This window comes from Pseudomonas sp. AD21 (assembly GCF_002878485.1).
GTDB lineage: Bacteria > Pseudomonadota > Gammaproteobacteria > Pseudomonadales > Pseudomonadaceae > Aquipseudomonas.
The window spans coordinates 51,783-68,375 of record NZ_NQYG01000004.1 but is presented as its reverse complement, the minus strand read 5'-3'; the positions used below and the strand labels follow the sequence as shown (position 1 = coordinate 68,375).

The following is a 16,593-nucleotide window of genomic DNA, read 5'->3' as shown; positions in this document are numbered from 1 at the left end:
AACATGCCACTGTTCCCGTGGCGTCACGATGCAGGCAAGATGAAGCTCTGCAAGTCAGAACACAGGAAGCTGATCGTGACCGAAGCGTTTATTGTCGTTCAAACCGCCGAACAAGCCGTGGACCGTCTGGCCGAGCTGCACGAGCGGGCCACCACTGCGCTGAACTCGGCGCTCAAGCGTTACCTCAAGGATCGCGTCGAGCCTGACGCTGCGCAGCGCGCACTGTTTCGTTATCCCGAACTGCGTCTGACCTACCTGTGCCAGGGCGAAGTCCCGCAGACCACCCGCGCGTACGCCAAGGTGCAACTGCCGGGCACCTACAGCGTCACCGTCACCCACCCCAAGGCGTTCCGCAAATACCTGCTGGAACAACTGGTGCCGTTGATGCACGACTTCACCGTGACCGTGGAAGTCGGCGTCAGCCAACAGAACATCCCGTACCCGTATGTGGTCGAGCAGGGCGATGAGCTGGCCGGCTCGGGCGTCACCGCTGCCGTGCTGGCGCGGGTGTTTCCGAGTACCGACCTGTCCGCTGCCACCGATGGCATCGCCGACGGTCTCTATGACTGGGAAAACACCGATCCGCTGCCACTGGCACTGTTCGACGCCGCACGGGTCGACTTCTCCCTGCGTCGCCTGGTGCACTACACCGGCAGCGACTGGCGCCATGTGCAGCCATGGATCCTGTTGACCAACTACCACCGCTATGTCGACCAGTTCATCGTCCATGGCCTGGAACAACTGCGCAAAGACCCGCGTTTCGTGCGCATGGTTCTGCCGGGTAACGTGATCATCGAGAAAAGTATGGATCACGGCGAAGCCTCGGCGATTGCCGCCGGCGTGGTCTGGCACCGTTACCAGATGCCGGCCTATCACCTGATCGCCAGCGATGGCCATGGGGTGACCCTGGTCAACATCGGCGTCGGCCCGTCCAACGCCAAGAACATCACCGACCACCTGGCGGTGCTGCGTCCGCATTGCTGGCTGATGATCGGTCACTGCGGCGGGCTGCGTCAGTCGCAGACCATCGGCGACTATGTACTCGCTCACGCCTATATGCGTCGTGACGGGATTCTCGATCGCGTAGTGCCGCCGAACATTCCGATCCCGGCGCTGGCCGAAGTGCAGATGGCGCTGCAGCAAGCAGCCGCCAACATCACCGGCGAGAAGGGCGAAGAGCTGAAAAAGCGTCTGCGCACCGGTACCGTGCTGACCTACGACGACCGCAACTGGGAGCTGCGCTGGGCCCAGGAACGTCCGCTAATCAACCTGTCCCGCGCCGTGGCCGTGGACATGGAAAGCGGCACCATCGCCGCCCAGGGTTATCGCCTGCGGGTGCCGTACGGCACGTTGCTGTGCGTTTCGGACAAACCGCTGCACAGTGAAATCAAGCTGCCGGGCTCGGCCAACGCGTTCTACGAGCGTGCGGTCAGCCAGCATTTGAAGATCGGCATCGAGGCGGTGGATCTGCTGCGCACCGAACTCAACTCGCTGCACTCGCGCAAACTGCGCAGCTTCGACGAGCCGCCGTTCCGATAACGGTTAGTCGTGGTCATTTGGTGGTCGGGGCACTAGCATTGTCAGCCCTGATCGCTAAATGTCTGTTCTCTTATGTCCCGTCCCCCGCGTCCACCTTCCCGTCGCCCTGGCGTGAAGTCTCAGTCTTCCTCACCGCGCCGTGTCGCCAAGGCGCCGCCGGCCGAGCCGAAGCTGATCCTGTTCAACAAACCGTTCGATGTGCTGACGCAATTCAGCGATGGCGAAGGGCGAGCGACGCTCAAGGATTACATCGACGTTCCGGGCATCTACCCGGCCGGACGGCTGGACCGCGACAGCGAAGGTTTGCTGCTGCTGACCAACGACGGCCAGTTGCAGGCGCGGATCGCCGATCCCAAGCACAAGCTGGCGAAAACCTATTGGGTGCAGGTCGAAGGCGTGCCGACGGCTGAGCAGTTGCAGCGTCTGCGTGACGGCGTCGAACTGAATGACGGCATGACCTTGCCCGCCGAAGCGCGGCAACTGGATGAGCCCGAGCTGTGGCCGCGCAATCCGCCGGTACGCTTTCGCGCGACGATTCCGACAACCTGGCTGGAGCTGGTGATTCGCGAAGGGCGTAACCGTCAGGTTCGGCGGATGACCGCAGCGGTCGGGCTGCCGACGTTGCGGCTGGGGCGGGGCAGGATTGGCGACTGGACAATCGAAGGGCTCGATCAGGGCCAATGGAAGGAAGTGCCGGCGCGTCTATAGCGCGCCGGATTCGATCAGGCCGATCACCACACTCTTGATGATGAACGCGGCCACGCCCAGGCCCAGCACGAAGAACAGGATGAACGAGCCGAAGCGCCCGGCCTTGGACTTCTTCGCCAGATCCCAGACGATGAAACCCATGAAAATGATCAGGATGCTGACCAGGCCAGTCATCATCCACTCTTCGAATACTGCAGGATCCATCGGGCATCTCCGGCGCAGGCGCGGCTGAAAGGGCTTGGCGATTATACGCCGAGGGTAGCTGAGGCCGCATTGACCTGCGTCGGTGTGCCGCAGTGAGGGGCTGCCTGTACCGGCCTCTTCGCGAGCAAGTCCGCTCCCACAGGTGAGCTCGGTGGTACACAAATTGTGTGCTCGACGAAGACCAATTGTGGGAGCGGGCTTGCTCGCGAAAGCGGTTTCAGCTGCGCAGATGCGTCAGCGGCAATTCAGTGCTGTTGAGCACCTGATTCAGCACAAAACTCGAGCGCACGCTGGTCACCCCTTCAATCCGGGTCAGGTGCCCCAGCAGCAGCTTTTGATAGTGATCCATGTCCGGCACCACCACTTTCAACTGATAGTCGGCATCGACGCCGGTCACCAGGCTGCATTCCAGTACCTGCGGCAGGGTGCGGATCGCCGCTTCGAAGTTTTCGAAACGCTCCGGTGTGTGCCGGTCCATGCCGATCAGCACGTAGGCGGTCAGGCTCAGGCCGAGCATCTTGCGATCGAGCAGGGCGACCTGGCGTGAGATGTAGCCGTCGTCCTCCAGTTGCTTGACCCGGCGCGAGCAGGGCGAGGGCGACAGACCGATGCGCTCGGCCAGTTCCTGGTTGGAGATGCGGGCGTCGCGCTGCAATTCAGCCAAAATACTCAGGTCATAACGGTCGAGTTTGCTCATGAATCTGTCCTTGGTTGTAACTATTGCGGCGGATTATCTATCCAGGGTTAAAAATTGCGCAAGTGGTGTTTATTTGAGCAATCTTCGCAATCCTCTGTCGCGGCCTCCGGCCTATTCTTATCACCAGAATCACTGCTCGGTAACACAGTCCACTGCGGCCCGCCCAATCAGGCCCGCCGCGGCCGCCACCCCCACCGGGGATGTGCCGGCCCCCGAGCTGCACACTGTCCAGAAGACGGCGTGAGGTGAGCCGACGTCAAAAGCGTCGAGCCAGGACGAAGTTCTCTAGAAGGGAGGCCGACGGGTCTCCCTTTTTTCTTGCCTGCGATTTTTGTGCCTTGCAGCGCCGCCATCCTCAATAAATAAGTTTCGTGACTGATAACCTGTCGCAGAACCCGGTGTGTGTATTCCCGGTCTTAGTTACAAGCCCCTTATTACCCGCAGTGAGGAAAAGCATGAAGTCGCGCATCTGGCGTCTGGCCGGTGTTGGTTTGCTGTGTGTGAGTGTCAGTGCGCAAGCGCTTGCCGACGAGCCACAGAATCGTGGTCCCGAGAATAACGGGCACGGTGGTGAACATCAGGGCAATCAGGGGCATGGCGGCGAGCGTCAGCCGCACGGGCAGAACAATCCGCCGCCGCAAAATCAGCCGCGGCCGCAGAACAACGAAATCATTCGTGGCGACAACAGCCGCCAGTTCGAGCACAACAGCCAGCAGCACAATAATAACGGTCAATGGCAAAACAACGGTCAGTGGCAGAACCAGAACCGCGCGCCCAACCCGCCTGCTCCGGTTCATCAGGCGCCACCGCCACCGGCGAACAATCTGCCGATCCAGCCACGGCCCGACGCCGTGCGTCAGACCCAGGAACCGCGCCAGGGTTACTACCGCGACGAGCGTCCGCAGAATGGTTACCACAACCAGCAATGGCAAACCGGCAACCGGCCCAATGACAATCGCTGGCCGGGCCGCCCGGACGGGCATGGCAACGGCTGGGGCCCAGGCCCGCAGTACCGCCCGGGGCATGTGATCGACCGCTTCCCGGATCGCGAATACCGTGTGCCGTATCGCGGCCAGGATTACTTCTATTCCGGTGGCTACTGGTATCGCCCGCAAGGCCCGCGCTACATCGTCGTGCAACCGCCACGTGGGATTCGTACCCAGTATCTGCCGGACTATGCGCGTGAAGTGTGGATCGGCGGTGCGCTGCTGTTCCTCGCTGCCGGCTCCTATTACGCCTATCAGGAAGCCACCCAGGATTACGTGGTGGTCGAGCCGCCGGTGCAGCAACCGCCGCAACCCCAGCCGCAATCCCAGGGTTATGACGTCGAGGCTTATCCCGCCAACGGTCAGTCGCCGGAACAAGTCCAGCAGGACGGTTACCAGTGCTACCAATACGCGGTACAGCAAAGCGGTTTCGATCCGCGTACCGCGACGTATCAACCGGCGCCCGAAGTGGTGCAGGCCTACCGTCAGGCTCAGGGCAATTGCCTGAGCAGTCGCGGTTATCAGGTGTCTTACTGAAGCCGGGTTTGCGCCCGTTCGGTCTTGACCACTTCCTGCGGGTCGGCGTGCACCAGCACCTCGGCTCGCGGGTAGGCGGCGTGAATCGCATCCGCCGCCTGATCGCTGATGCCGTGGGCGACTGACAGGGTCAGCTCTCCCGGCAACTCCAGGTGCAACTGCACGAACCAGTGATTGCCCGAGATCCGCGTGCGCAGATCATGTGCGCCCAGCACGCCGGGTACGCCGCAGGCCAGTTCGAGCATGTGCTGACTGACGTCCGTTGGCAGCTCTTCATCCATCAGCACCGAAAAACTTTCCCGGGCGATCTGAACCGCACTCCACAAAATGTACGCCGCAATCCCCAGGCCGAACCATGCATCGAGCTGATGAAAGCCCATGCCGGCGAGGACCAGCGCGATCAGAATGCTGCCGTTGAGCAGCATGTCCGAGCGGTAGTGCAGCGAGTCGGCGCGCACCGCGTTGGAGCCGGTCTGCTTGATCACCCGATGTTGCAATGTCAGTAGCGCAGCGGTCAGCAGCAGCGAGAATACGATCACCCCAATGCTCAACCAAGGCGCGCCCAGCGGCTCTGGTTGCTGGATGCGTTCGTACGCCTGAAAGGCAATCAGCACCGCACTGCCACCGATGAACAGTGCCTGAGCCATACCCGCCAGCGACTCGGCCTTGCCGTGACCGTAACGGTGATCGTCATCGGCCGGGCGCAGCGCGTAATGCACCGCCAGCAGATTGAGCAGCGAGGTAACGCCATCCAGCGCCGAGTCGGTGAGGCCGGCGAGCATGCTCACCGAACCGCTGAGCCACCAGGCGATGGCTTTGGCGATGATCAGCGTGCAGGCCACCGCGACCGAGGCGCGGGTCGCCAGCCGCAGCAGGCGGGCGTGTTCGGGGCTGGTGGTCATGTGGTCGTAATGTCCTTATGCGGCAGGTTGCAGGCCAAACATCGCCAGTTGTTGAGTGCTGCCCTTGTGCTGGATCAGACGTGGATCGTCCAGTGGCAGGTTGCGGCCCAGTTCTGTTTCGAGAATAGCCTGCAACTTGAGGTTATCGACCTGACCGTCCGGGCCAATGGCTTGTTTCAGCTTGGCCGGATCGACCTGGGCGGTGTGGCCCGGTTCGAAATAGATCGCGCCGGTGGTGAAGTCGACCGCAAAGGCGATCAGGCCGGGAATCACGTAGAACAGCAGGCCCACAGCGTCGAGCACGGCAATCGCCGGGTCAATCTTGCCGTCGATCTGGCCGCGACGGTCCGGGTAGAAAATCGAACCGCAGGCAGTGAGTTGAGTGAGCAGGGTGGCGACCAGTACACCGCCGATCAGGCGAGAAGGTAAGCGCATGGAAAATCTCCTGAGTCATCTATTAACGAAGCTTCGTCTTGTGAAGTTAAGACCCTGACGAACGCCAAGCAGTTCGCCGTTATACTCGCGGCTGGCAGGGCATGCCCACAGTAAATTGCGGCCTCGTCTCACCCCTACCGAAATATGTTGAGGATTGAAGTTGTTTTCTCCAGATCGACACCGCGTGAAGGCTGATGAATCCTGTCGGGGTTCGGCCCTCCGGGCTAATGCTGTGAGCACGCCATGCTGCGTTGCGGGACTTGGCAAGGAAACGACCCTCACCTGCGTCCCGCGCCTTGCCTGGCACGCTCACAGCTTTAACGCGACTCGCAATTTACGGTGGGCACGCCCTGGGGAGCCAGCATGATTTCTTTGCCGATCGATGAAGTTTTACCTGCCCTGCGTGAAGCGTTGGCGACACGCCACGAAGCTGTGCTCGAAGCACCGCCCGGCGCCGGTAAAACCACCCGCGTGCCCCTGGCCTTGCTCGATGAAGCGTGGCTGGCCGGGCAGACCATCCTCATGCTCGAACCGCGGCGTCTCGCAGCGCGTGCGGCGGCTGAACGACTGGCCAGCGAACTGGGCGAGAAGGTCGGTGAAACCGTCGGTTATCGCATCCGCCTCGACAGCAAGGTCGGCCCCAACACCCGTATCGAGGTGGTCACCGAAGGCATTCTCACCCGGCGCCTGCAGGACGATCCGGCGCTGGAAGGCGTGGGCCTGCTGATCTTCGACGAATTCCACGAGCGTAGCCTCGATGCCGATCTGGCATTGGCGCTCAGTTTGAACGGTCGTGAACTGTTCCGAGCTGAACAGCCGCTGAAGATTTTGCTGATGTCGGCAACGCTGGAAGGCGAACGTCTGGCCGGCTTGCTGGATGACGCGCCGATCCTGCGCAGCGAAGGGCGCATGTTCCCGGTGACGATGCGCTGGGGGCGGCCGTTCCAGCCCGGCGAATACATCGACCAGCGCGTGACCCAGACCGTACTTGAAGCCCTGCACGATGAGACCGGCAGCCTGCTGGTGTTCCTTCCGGGGCAGGCGGAAATCCGTCGCGTGCATCAGCAACTGAGCGATGCCATTGGCGAGCGCAGCGACGTGTTGCTCTGCCCGCTGCACGGCGAACTGGATCTGAATGCGCAGCGCGCCGCGATCGACCCGGCTCCCACCGGCCAGCGCAAAGTGGTGCTGGCGACCAACATCGCCGAGACCAGTTTGACCATCAATGGCGTGCGTGTGGTGATCGATGCCGGGCTGGCGCGGGTGCCGCGTTTCGACCCTGGCAGCGGCATGACCCGCCTCGACACCCAACGCATTTCCAAGGCCAGCGCCACCCAACGCGCCGGCCGGGCGGGGCGTCTGGAGCCGGGGGTGTGTTATCGCCTGTGGTCACAGGACCAGCACGAACAACTCGCCGCTTACGGCAGCGCGGAAATTCTTTCGGCGGACCTGGCGAGCCTGGCGCTGCAACTCGGGCGTTGGGGCGTGACTCCGGGCGAACTGGTCTGGCTCGATGTGCCACCGACGGCGGCTTATGCACAGGCACAGGATCTGTTGCAGCGACTCGGCGCGCTCGAAGGCGAAACGTTGACCGCGCACGGTCAGGCCATGGCTGAACTGCCGGCGCATCCGCGCATCGCCCATCTGTTGCTGCGCGGTCATGCGCTGGGGCTGGCGAACATGGCGTGCGACGTTGCGGCACTGCTCGGCGAGCGCGATATCCTGCGCGGTGCCGGCGCTGATCTGCACAGCCGCTTGGTCCTGCTCTGCGGTGAAGAACGTGCGGCGCGCGGTGCACAAGGTGGCGTGCAACGGGCCCGGCAATTGGCGCGACAGTATCGCGGTTACTTGCGCGGCAAGGCGAGCGCGCCGGTCAGCGATCCCGATCATCCGCGCTGGCTCGGCGCGCTGCTGGCGCTGGCCTACCCGGACCGCGTCGCCCAACAGCGGCGTGCCGGTGGCGCGGAATATCGTCTGGCCAATGGACGCGCCGCGCTGTTCGCTGAAGCCGACAGCCTGATGAAGGAGCCATGGATTGTGATTGCCGACCTCGGCAGCCGTCAGGGTCAGCGCGAGGAACGGATTTATCTGGCGGCGGATTTCGATCCGGCGCTGTTCGATTCAGTGTTGGCTGAGCAGGTCAGTTGCGTCGATCAACTGGACTGGGACGAACGCGAAGGCGTGCTGCGCGCCGAGCGTCAGCGCAAGGTCGGCGAGCTGATCCTCAGCCGCGAACCGTTGACCGGTCTCGACGAAGCGGCACGCAGTCAGGCGCTGGTCAATCTGGTGCGGCGCAAAGGTCTGGAGTTGCTGCCGTGGACGCCGGAGCTGCGTCAGTGGCAGGCGCGGGTCGCCCTGCTGCGGCAGCTGGATCTGAACGCTCAGGTCGAAAGCCAATGGCCGGATGTCAGCGACGCGACGTTGCTGAAAAACCTCGAAGACTGGCTGATGCCATATCTGGGCAAGGTCTCGCGGCTCAGTCATTTCGCCAATCTGGACCTGTCGAGCATCGTCCGTAACCTGCTGCCGTGGCCGTTACCACAGCGGCTCGATGAGCTGGCGCCGCATCACATCAGTGTGCCGTCCGGGTCATCGATTCGTCTGGATTACAGCGAGCAGCCGCCGATTCTCGCGGTGCGTCTGCAGGAGTTGTTCGGCCTCGCCGAGACGCCACGGATTGCCGGCGGGCGGCAAGTGGTCAAGTTGCACCTATTGTCCCCGGCGCGGCGGCCGGTGCAGGTGACGCAGGATCTGGCCAACTTCTGGCGCAGTACCTATGCCGAGGTGAAGAAGGATTTGAAGGGGCGGTATCCGAAGCACTATTGGCCGGATGATCCGTTGGTGGCCGAGGCCACTGCGCGGGCCAAACCGCGCGGCACGTGAAGATCAAAACATCGCAACCTGCCATTCATTGACGGTGCGACATCGATCTACTGTGGGAGCAAGCCCGCTCCCGCAATGGGTCGGAGCGTGTTCGCTGCTAAATACGCGCTTTGCCCGTCAGTTGTTCCCGGCAGTAATCGGCGAACAACTGCGCCGGCTTGGTCAGTTGCCCACGCTTGAGCCACGCCGCCACCAGCCCTGAGCCGGTGACGTCTTCGGCTATCTCCACGCACACCACTTTCTTGCCGTCATAGGTGCATTCCGAATGCGGACGGGTGACCAGCACCGAGAAGCCGAATCCCTGGCCGACCATGCCGCGGACCATCTCGATTGACGGCGAGCTGAACTCGATGCGCGGGGTCAGGCCCAGCTCTTCGAAGAGGCTGACGAAGTAGGTCCGGCTCGGCTGTACGTCCAGCAGAATCATTGGCTCCAGGCACAGATCGCGTAGCGACACTTGCTTGTACTGGGCGAAACGGTGGTCGGCCGGCAGCAGCGCATACGGGCGTTGCGCCGGCATCAGTGGTTCGGTCTGGATGGTGGCGTCGAGTTCGTGTTCATAAAGGATGACCAGGTCGAACGTGCCCGAGGTCAGGCCCAGCACCAGTTCCTGTTGTTCGCCGTCACGGATGCGGATTTTCACCCCGGGATAGAGCGTGGAAAACCCGGCAATCAATTGCGGCAAATACAGCGGGGCGACGGTTTCGAAACAGCCAATGTCGATCTGCCCGGCGACGATGTCGTTGTCGGCGAGGGCGTTCTGTTCGAACTCCCGGGCCATGCGCAACAGCTCCTGCGCCTTGCGGAAAAACCGTGCGCCGCTGGGCGTCAGGGACACGCCCTGAGCGTGATGGCGGATCAGCAGCTGCACGGCGAAGCTGTCTTCCAGGCCCTTGATTGCCGTGGAGATCGCCGGTTGCGCGATGTACAGCTTGCGTGAAGCTTCGGCAACGCTGCCGCATTCGACGGTGGTGATGAAGTATTTGAGTTGACGCAAATTGTAGGCGGCCACGGCAAACCTCAGGACGAGCGGACTCGACTTCCAGGCAATTTGTGCGCCGCCACGTCCGCTGCGCGACGATGTTTTTGTCCTTGAACCTTAGTCATCCGCGCAGGTTTTGGGGAAACCGATTGAGCAGTTTTTTCATTGCCTGCGAAGATGTTTTTACTGGTTTTAGCCCGCTGGGGCCTGAGCGACCATCGACTGCACAATAACGTCCAAGGAGCATCCGACGTGTTCGAGCTTGCAGAATGGCAGCGCCAGGCCGTTGCATTGAAGTTTCCCGATCAAGCCGTGATCAACGGTCAACACTGCGCCGCGCAATCGGGGCAGACCTTCGCCGCGATCAATCCCGCCACTGGCCAGTTACTGGCCAATGTCGCCGCCTGTGGCGAGGAGGATGTCGACGCGGCGGTGCGTAACGCGCGACAGGTGTTCGAGACCGGCACCTGGGCGCAACGTCCGCCCGCCGAGCGCAAGCAAGTGCTGCTGCGCCTGGCTGATCTGCTGATGGCGCATCGTGAAGAATTGGCCCTGCTCGATTCGCTGAACATGGGCAAACCGGTGATGGACGCTTACAGCATTGATGTGCCGGGCGCCGCCGGGGGGTTTCGCTGGTACGCCGAAAGCATCGACAAACTCTACGACCAGATCGCCCCCGGCGCCGCCAATGTGCTGGCGACCATCACCCGCGAAGCGCTGGGCGTGGTGGCGGCGGTGGTGCCGTGGAATTTCCCGTTGGACATGGCCGCGTGGAAGCTCGCGCCGGCGCTGGCGGCGGGTAACTCGGTGATCCTCAAACCGGCCGAGCAATCACCGTTTTCGGCGTTGCGTCTGGCCGAGCTGGCGCTGGAAGCGGGGTTGCCGGCGGGCGTACTCAACGTATTGCCGGGGCTTGGTGAACAGGCCGGCAAAGCCTTGGGCCTGCACCCGGACGTCGATTGCCTGGTGTTCACCGGCTCGACGCAGGTCGGCAAATATTTCATGCAGTACTCGGCGCAATCCAACCTCAAACAAGTGTGGCTGGAGTGCGGCGGCAAGAGTGCCAACCTGGTGTTTGCCGATTGCCGCGATCTGGATCTGGCGGCGGAAAAAGCCGCGTTCGGGATCTTCTTCAATCAGGGCGAAGTGTGTTCGGCCAACTCGCGGTTGCTGGTAGAGCGTTCGATTCACGACGCGTTTGTCGAACGCCTGAAATCTCAGGCCGAGCGCTGGCTGCCGGGTGATCCGCTCGATCCGCAAAGCCGTGCCGGGGCGATCGTCGATCACCGGCAGACGGCGAGCATCATGCGTGCCATTCGCAGCGCCGAGCAGTCGGGTGCGACCCTTGTGTGTGGCGGCCAGCAGCGGCGCTTCAATGGCACGGACAACTTCATCGAACCGACGATTTTTACTGGCGTCCGCGCCGACATGCCGTTGTTTCGCGAAGAGGTATTCGGGCCAGTGCTGGCGGTGGTGCCGTTCGACGATGAAGACCAAGCGGTGCGTCTGGCCAATGACAGTGTCTACGGGCTGGCGGCGTCGCTGTGGACTGATGATCTGCATCGCGCGCACCGTGTGGCGCGACGGCTGCGGGCGGGCACGGTGTCGGTGAATACCGTCGATGCGCTGGACGTGACCGTGCCGTTCGGCGGCGGTAAGCAATCGGGTTTTGGCCGCGATCTGTCGCTGCACTCGTTCGACAAATACACCCAGCTGAAAACCACCTGGTTTCAGTTGCGCTGATACCGCGTCACCCCTTTTCGCGAGCAGGCTCGCTCCCACATTGGATTTGTGATCAACACAGAACCACTGTGGGAGCGGGCTTGCTCGCGAATGCGGTGGGTCAGTCACAGAAAATCCTTGATCTGCCCCCCCTTTGAGCATCCCCGCCAACCCTGCCCTTCAGCAGTGCGCGCTACCCAGTTTTTTCATCATTTGCTGCCAACAATTTCCTGATTTTCCTCGGCCCGCACATGGGCCACCATCGATCTCGCCAGCCCGGTGTTTCACGCCAGAGTCCAGCAGAGACCGCAGCGTGGATTCACATCATTGGTGCCGGCCGTACTGCCCATGACAAAACTAAATCAACAGCGTCGGGAGTGCTCCATGATCAAGTCCTTGTGTATTCGTCTCACCCACCCTCTGGCGATCACCGCCCTTGCAGCCACGGTCGCGACCAGCGCCCAGGCCGGCACCCTGTCCATCGGCCATACCACCTGGGTTGGCTACGGCACCCTCTACCTGGCTCAGGACCTGGGCTACTTCAAGGAAAACGGCCTGACCGTTGAACTGCCGGTGGTCGAAGAAGCTTCGATGTACATGGCCGCGCAGGCGTCCGGCCAACTGTCAGGCTCGGCGTCGACTATCGACGAGGTGCTCAAATACCGTCCGCAGTTCTGCTTCAAGGCAGTTGCGGCGCTGGATGACAGCCATGGTGGCGACGGCGTGCTGGTCGGCAAGAACGTGAAGTCGTTGCAGGAACTCAAGGGCCAGGCCGTGGCGGTCAACGAAGGCTCGACGTCGCAGTTCTGGCTGTCGTACCTGCTGAAAAAGAACGGCATGAAAATGAGCGACATTACCGTGCAGAACATGACCGCCGACGATGCCGCCACCGCGTTCATCGCCGGTCGCGTGCCGGCCGCCGTGACCTGGGAACCGCACCTGTCGATGGTACGCGACAAGCAGCAGGGCAAGGTGCTGATCGACAGCAGCAGTACCCCGGGGGTGATCGTCGATGTGGTGGCGCTCAATTGCAGCGTCATCGAAAAACAGCCGCAGGACGTCAAGGCGTTGGTCAGCGGTTTGTACAAGGCGGTCAAGTACACCCAGGAACACCCGGACGAGGCTTACGCGATCATGGCCAAAGGCGTTGGCGGCTATCTCTCCGATCCGAAGGAACTGGCCGCTGCCGCCAAAGGCGTGCGCTTCTACGATCAGGCGATGAGCGAAAAACTTCTCGGTTCGCCGGGCAAGCCGGGTGACAGCGCGGCGTTGATCAAACTCGCCAACGAAACCGCCAGCGAACTGCAGGGCAAGCCCTACAACGTCAGCCATGACGATCTGGTCGACAACCGTTTCGTCAGCCCGCTCTAGGAGGTCTGCATGTTCAAGCGCAAATCATGGCTGAGCCGCTGCCTCACGCCCAAGACCGGATTACCGGTGCCAGTGGTGTGGAGCGCCAGCGGCCTGGCGTGGGTGTTGCTGGTCGGCCTGTGGGCCGGGTTGTCCTACGGCGGCATCGTGCCGGGGATGTTTCTGCCAACCCCCGGCGCGGTGCTCGAGGCGGCCGTACGCCTGAGCCGCGACGGCACCCTCGGCACCCATGTGTGGGCCAGCGTCGAAGTGGTGATGGTCGGCTTCATTGTCTCGTCGCTGGTGGCGGTGCCGCTGGGGTTGTTGATGGGCAGCTTCCGCATCGTCCAGGCGTTCCTCGAACCGCTGGTCAACTTCATTCGCTACCTGCCGGTGACCTCGTTCGTGCCGCTGTTCATCCTGTGGATTGGTATCGGTCTGGAGCAGCGTGTGTCGGTGATTATCTTCGGCGTGTTCTTCCAGCAACTGGTGATGATCGCTGACGTGTCCAAAGGGATTTCCAAGGATCTGATCAACGCCTCTTACACCCTCGGTTCCAACCGTCGCGACGCAGTGCTGCATGTGATCGCCCCGGCCTCGGTGCCCGGTGTGCTCGACACCCTGCGCGTGACCATGGGCTGGGCCTGGACGTATCTGGTGGTGGCCGAGCTGGTCGCGGCCTCCAGTGGCCTCGGTTACCTGAGCCTCAAAGCCATGCGCGGCTTTCAGGTCGACGTGATTTTCCTCGCCATCGCGATCATCGGCCTGCTCGGTCTGGTCACCGATCAACTGTTCCGTTTTCTTCGCTTGAGGGTTGCCGCATGGGCTCAGTAACCGCTGCCAATCATCGTTTCATCGAACCGCGAGCTGCCGCGCCGCAAGCCGCTGCGCGCCTGCAAGTGGACAAGGTCAGTCTGCGCTACAAGAAACCCGATGGCGGCACGTTCACTGCGCTGGAGCAGGTGTCGTTCGAAGTGCCGGACCAGCAGTTCGCGGTGCTGGTGGGGCCGTCGGGTTGCGGCAAATCGAGCCTGTTGTACCTGACCGCTGGCCTGGCCGAGCCGACGTCCGGCGAGATCTACGTCGGCGGTCAGCAAGTGCAGGGCCCCGGTGCCGATCGGGGGATGGTGTTCCAGAGCTACACGCTGTTTCCGTGGCTGACGGTACGGCAGAACGTCGAATTCGGCCTCAAACGACGCGGCATGCCGGCGGCGCGGCGCAAGGAAATCGTCGACTATTACGTCAACGAAGTGGGCCTGGCCGGGTTTGCCGACAGCTACGCCAAGCAGCTCTCGGGCGGCATGATGCAGCGCGTGGCGATTGCCAGGGCGCTGGCCAATGATCCGCAGATCCTGTTGATGGACGAACCGTTTGGCGCACTGGACAGCCAGACCCGCTTGCAGATGCAGCAGTTGTTGCTGCGGGTCTGGGGTAACAGCAAGAAGACCGTGCTGTTCGTGACTCATGACATTGACGAAGCGATTCTGCTCGGGGACCGGGTCTACGTGATGGGCGCCAAACCGGGGCGGATCAAGCAGATCCTCGACGTGCCGATCGAACGCCCGCGCTCACTGGACATGGTCATGGAGCGCTCGTTCATCGACATGAAACGGGAGATCTTCGGGCTGCTGCACGATGACCTCGAAGAAGTCCACTAAGTCGAGCACGCTCTTTTGTAGGCCTTCGCCTGTTCGCGATGGCGTAGTGTCAGCCGTCATCAACTTTGAAGACACACCGCTTTCGCGAGCAAGCCCGCTCCCACAGGGGGGTATTGTGTTCGCTGGCTACGGGGTGGCGGGGAGCAGGAAGCGCGCAATCACCGGCAAGTGATCGGAAATGCGCAAGGTATCGTCCTGCCGCACCCTGGCCTCGACCCGTTTGATTTTCGGGCTGTAGAACAGATAGTCGACCGTGCGATCCGGGCCATTGAGGCCGGGGTCGTTGGGGTAGTGCGTCAGCCAGTGGGCGCGGTCGATGCCGCTGGCTTCGTTGTTGGTCGGGATCATCGGGTACTTGTCCCACAACAGGTGCAGTGCGCTGTCGATCGAGTAGGGCGTGCGCTGATCAGCAGGCAGGCGTTGATACTGGCCCAGCGGCAACAGGCTGAAGTCACCGCCGATCAGCCACGGCAGGCCCTGGCTTTCGTACTTGTCGAGCACCTTGGCCACCGCCGTCACTTGCGCCTGCAAGGTGTCGTCGGGTTGGCTGGCGCGATCCAGATGCGTGTTGAACACCGTCAGTTGCCCGCCGTCGCTCAGCGGCAGCTTGGTGGCGAGCAGGGCGTCCTTGGGTTGGAACTGGCGGCTGATGATGTTCGCCGGGGGCGCCGGCAATTGCAGGCGTTCGGCGTGTTCGATGCGGTAGCGGCTCAGGGTTGCCAGTTGTCGGCCAACGCTGCCGAAAATGTGTGGTTCGGGGACGAAATCCGCCTTCCAGTCGAAGGCGTGGGCGCTGCACGGGTAGAGGTCGGTGACCCGTTCCTGCAGCAGCTTGAGCTGATTCTGGTAATCACTGGCCTTGGCGCCGTCGTCCAGCTCTTGCAGCAGGACTACGTCGGGCTGCTCATCGCGGATCACCCGCGCCACTTCGTCGAGGCTGAAGGCCATGTCTTCCGGGGTTGGCGCTTCATCGTTGCCCTGGGCCTGGTCGTTCCAGAACACGTAGCGCTTGCCGGCGAGGTATTGCACGTTCCAGGTCATGACTTTCAACGCCTGCCCGGGCACCAGGTTCGGCGGGGTACCGGTGCAGGTGACCGGCAGGGTTTCCCGGGCATCGGGGCGCCAGGTCAGGCTGTGGATCAGCCCGCCGATCAGGACGATGGCGAGCAAAAACGGCAACAGGGTGTAGCGCAGCAGACGGGGCATGGCTCGGCTTATCGCGTTACAAAAGTGACCCCGAGCATACCCGACCGCAGACGCTTGGCCCAAGGCCCCTGAAGTCAGACCGCTCCGTTACGTTTGTCAGGCAATTCGCTGATCAGCATGAACAGACGGAACAGCACTACGCTGGTGAACAGTTGCAGGAAGCTGTGCGCACTGTCGATCAGTACCGCGATCAGCGGATTCTGCGGGTCGGGGTACACCGCCAGGGTCGCGCCCTTGAGCAGCCACAATGGTCCCATCACGCAGAGAATGCACAGCAGGATCCGCCAGAAATGCCCTCGGGTCAGGCGCAGGCTTTCCTTCATCGCCTGCAACGGCCCCATGCCGCGCAGCACCAGCAGATATTCGGCGAACGCCAGCATCACCATCAGCATCAGGCCTGGCAGGAAATACAGCGACAGCCCGAGCAGAATCAGCAAGGTGTTGAGCGCCGTGAGCAGGGCGAAGCGCGGCCACAGCCGGGCGGACATCGCCAGCAGGTCGAGGGTGCGCGGGGCTTCGCCACGGGTGCGGGCATCGAGGAACAGGATCAGCGCGGCGGTGTACAGCGGATACACCAGCAGACCGACCACCACGCTGGCGGCGGAGAAACTGTCCGGGTCGGTGACATGATCCACCACTTGCTGCAGCGCCGCTTCGAAGATCACCAGTGGCAGGCACAACTGCACGATGCTGGCCAGATGGCGTTTGAAAAAATACAGAGAGTCACGCAGTACATCGAAGGCATTCATCAGTCGGTATCGCAGGTCGAAAACAGTGGCTCACT

At 62.3% G+C, this 16,593-nt stretch carries 15 protein-coding genes; 8 read left to right on the top strand and 7 right to left on the bottom strand.

The features are described 5' to 3' along the window. Nucleotides 1-39 precede the first annotated feature (39 nt). Nucleotides 40-1,539 (top strand): AMP nucleosidase, encoded by a 1,500-nt coding sequence (gene amn / locus PseAD21_RS03515; RefSeq protein ID WP_178082085.1) that lies wholly within the window; start codon nucleotides 40-42, stop codon nucleotides 1,537-1,539. A gap of 72 nt (nucleotides 1,540-1,611) precedes the next feature. Then, nucleotides 1,612-2,247, top strand: a complete 636-nt coding sequence (locus PseAD21_RS03510; RefSeq protein ID WP_102354522.1) for a pseudouridine synthase — start codon at nucleotides 1,612-1,614, stop codon at nucleotides 2,245-2,247. Here PseAD21_RS03510 and PseAD21_RS03505 read toward each other — a convergent pair. Next, nucleotides 2,242-2,451 carry a DUF2788 domain-containing protein gene (locus PseAD21_RS03505; protein ID WP_003228500.1) on the bottom strand — a complete coding sequence of 70 codons (210 nt, stop codon included), beginning with the start codon at nucleotides 2,449-2,451 and terminating at the stop codon, nucleotides 2,242-2,244. The two genes, PseAD21_RS03510 and PseAD21_RS03505, sit on opposite strands and share 6 nt — an antisense overlap. Nucleotides 2,452-2,668: 217 nt before the next feature. Beyond that, nucleotides 2,669-3,148, bottom strand: coding sequence for an Lrp/AsnC family transcriptional regulator (locus PseAD21_RS03500; protein WP_007909658.1), 480 nt, complete (start codon nucleotides 3,146-3,148; stop codon nucleotides 2,669-2,671). A 455-nt stretch (nucleotides 3,149-3,603) separates the two neighbouring features. Here PseAD21_RS03500 and PseAD21_RS03495 point away from each other — a divergent pair, with 455 nt between their 5' ends. Then, nucleotides 3,604-4,671: a DUF6515 family protein gene (locus tag PseAD21_RS03495; RefSeq protein ID WP_102354521.1), complete on the top strand. Its 1,068-nt coding sequence runs from the start codon at nucleotides 3,604-3,606 to the stop codon at nucleotides 4,669-4,671. Here the strand turns inward: PseAD21_RS03495 and PseAD21_RS03490 are convergent. Beyond that, nucleotides 4,665-5,573: a cation diffusion facilitator family transporter gene (locus PseAD21_RS03490; RefSeq protein WP_102354520.1), complete on the bottom strand. Its 909-nt coding sequence runs from the start codon at nucleotides 5,571-5,573 to the stop codon at nucleotides 4,665-4,667. The genes PseAD21_RS03495 and PseAD21_RS03490 overlap by 7 nt on opposite strands. Nucleotides 5,574-5,588: 15 nt before the next feature. Next, on the bottom strand, nucleotides 5,589-6,008 hold the full coding sequence (locus PseAD21_RS03485; RefSeq protein ID WP_025108718.1) for a hypothetical protein: 420 nt from the start codon (nucleotides 6,006-6,008) through the stop codon (nucleotides 5,589-5,591). 363 nt (nucleotides 6,009-6,371) lie between these two features. Between PseAD21_RS03485 and hrpB the strand changes: the two genes are divergently transcribed. Then, entirely contained in the window at nucleotides 6,372-8,891 is a 2,520-nt protein-coding gene (gene hrpB / locus PseAD21_RS03480; RefSeq protein ID WP_102354519.1) for an ATP-dependent helicase HrpB, read from the top strand. A 97-nt stretch (nucleotides 8,892-8,988) separates the two neighbouring features. Here hrpB and PseAD21_RS03475 read toward each other — a convergent pair whose 3' ends face one another. Next, nucleotides 8,989-9,903 (bottom strand): LysR family transcriptional regulator, encoded by a 915-nt coding sequence (locus tag PseAD21_RS03475; RefSeq protein WP_102354518.1) that lies wholly within the window; start codon nucleotides 9,901-9,903, stop codon nucleotides 8,989-8,991. A gap of 222 nt (nucleotides 9,904-10,125) precedes the next feature. Here PseAD21_RS03475 and PseAD21_RS03470 point away from each other — a divergent pair, with 222 nt between their 5' ends. From PseAD21_RS03470 to PseAD21_RS03455, 4 genes are all read left to right on the top strand, one after another. Further along, a complete protein-coding gene (locus PseAD21_RS03470; protein ID WP_102354517.1) occupies nucleotides 10,126-11,616 on the top strand; it encodes an aldehyde dehydrogenase in 1,491 nt (496 codons plus the stop codon). A 363-nt stretch (nucleotides 11,617-11,979) separates the two neighbouring features. Continuing rightward, on the top strand, nucleotides 11,980-12,966 hold the full coding sequence (locus PseAD21_RS03465) for an ABC transporter substrate-binding protein (RefSeq protein WP_102354516.1): 987 nt from the start codon (nucleotides 11,980-11,982) through the stop codon (nucleotides 12,964-12,966). A gap of 9 nt (nucleotides 12,967-12,975) precedes the next feature. Further along, complete coding sequence (locus PseAD21_RS03460) at nucleotides 12,976-13,779, top strand: ABC transporter permease (protein WP_047602568.1); 804 nt, start codon at nucleotides 12,976-12,978, stop codon at nucleotides 13,777-13,779. After that, entirely contained in the window at nucleotides 13,767-14,603 is an 837-nt protein-coding gene (locus PseAD21_RS03455; RefSeq protein WP_102354515.1) for an ABC transporter ATP-binding protein, read from the top strand. The genes PseAD21_RS03460 and PseAD21_RS03455 overlap by 13 nt, the downstream gene beginning before the upstream one ends. A 126-nt stretch (nucleotides 14,604-14,729) precedes the next feature. On the opposite strand, the gene PseAD21_RS03450 is transcribed toward PseAD21_RS03455, so the two are convergent. Together PseAD21_RS03450 and PseAD21_RS03445 are read right to left on the bottom strand one after the other, a co-directional pair. Beyond that, nucleotides 14,730-15,809, bottom strand: coding sequence for an endonuclease/exonuclease/phosphatase family protein (locus PseAD21_RS03450; protein WP_102354514.1), 1,080 nt, complete (start codon nucleotides 15,807-15,809; stop codon nucleotides 14,730-14,732). A 74-nt stretch (nucleotides 15,810-15,883) separates the two neighbouring features. Next, nucleotides 15,884-16,558: a YciC family protein gene (locus PseAD21_RS03445; RefSeq protein WP_102354513.1), complete on the bottom strand. Its 675-nt coding sequence runs from the start codon at nucleotides 16,556-16,558 to the stop codon at nucleotides 15,884-15,886. Between the last annotated feature and the right edge of the window lie 35 nt (nucleotides 16,559-16,593).

Bases quoted from the DNA above. Each gene is read 5' to 3' on its own strand.
- amn (WP_178082085.1), top strand. From the start codon at position 40: ATGAAGCTCTGCAAGTCAGAACACAGGAAGCTGATCGTGACCGAAGCG.
- PseAD21_RS03510 (WP_102354522.1), top strand. From the start codon at position 1,612: ATGTCCCGTCCCCCGCGTCCACCTTCCCGTCGCCCTGGCGTGAAGTCT.
- PseAD21_RS03505 (WP_003228500.1), bottom strand. From the start codon at position 2,451: ATGGATCCTGCAGTATTCGAAGAGTGGATGATGACTGGCCTGGTCAGC.
- PseAD21_RS03500 (WP_007909658.1), bottom strand. From the start codon at position 3,148: ATGAGCAAACTCGACCGTTATGACCTGAGTATTTTGGCTGAATTGCAG.
- PseAD21_RS03495 (WP_102354521.1), top strand. From the start codon at position 3,604: ATGAAGTCGCGCATCTGGCGTCTGGCCGGTGTTGGTTTGCTGTGTGTG.
- PseAD21_RS03490 (WP_102354520.1), bottom strand. From the start codon at position 5,573: ATGACCACCAGCCCCGAACACGCCCGCCTGCTGCGGCTGGCGACCCGC.
- PseAD21_RS03485 (WP_025108718.1), bottom strand. From the start codon at position 6,008: ATGCGCTTACCTTCTCGCCTGATCGGCGGTGTACTGGTCGCCACCCTG.
- hrpB (WP_102354519.1), top strand. From the start codon at position 6,372: ATGATTTCTTTGCCGATCGATGAAGTTTTACCTGCCCTGCGTGAAGCG.
- PseAD21_RS03465 (WP_102354516.1), top strand. From the start codon at position 11,980: ATGATCAAGTCCTTGTGTATTCGTCTCACCCACCCTCTGGCGATCACC.
- PseAD21_RS03460 (WP_047602568.1), top strand. From the start codon at position 12,976: ATGTTCAAGCGCAAATCATGGCTGAGCCGCTGCCTCACGCCCAAGACC.
- PseAD21_RS03455 (WP_102354515.1), top strand. From the start codon at position 13,767: ATGGGCTCAGTAACCGCTGCCAATCATCGTTTCATCGAACCGCGAGCT.
- PseAD21_RS03450 (WP_102354514.1), bottom strand. From the start codon at position 15,809: ATGCCCCGTCTGCTGCGCTACACCCTGTTGCCGTTTTTGCTCGCCATC.
- PseAD21_RS03445 (WP_102354513.1), bottom strand. From the start codon at position 16,558: ATGAATGCCTTCGATGTACTGCGTGACTCTCTGTATTTTTTCAAACGC.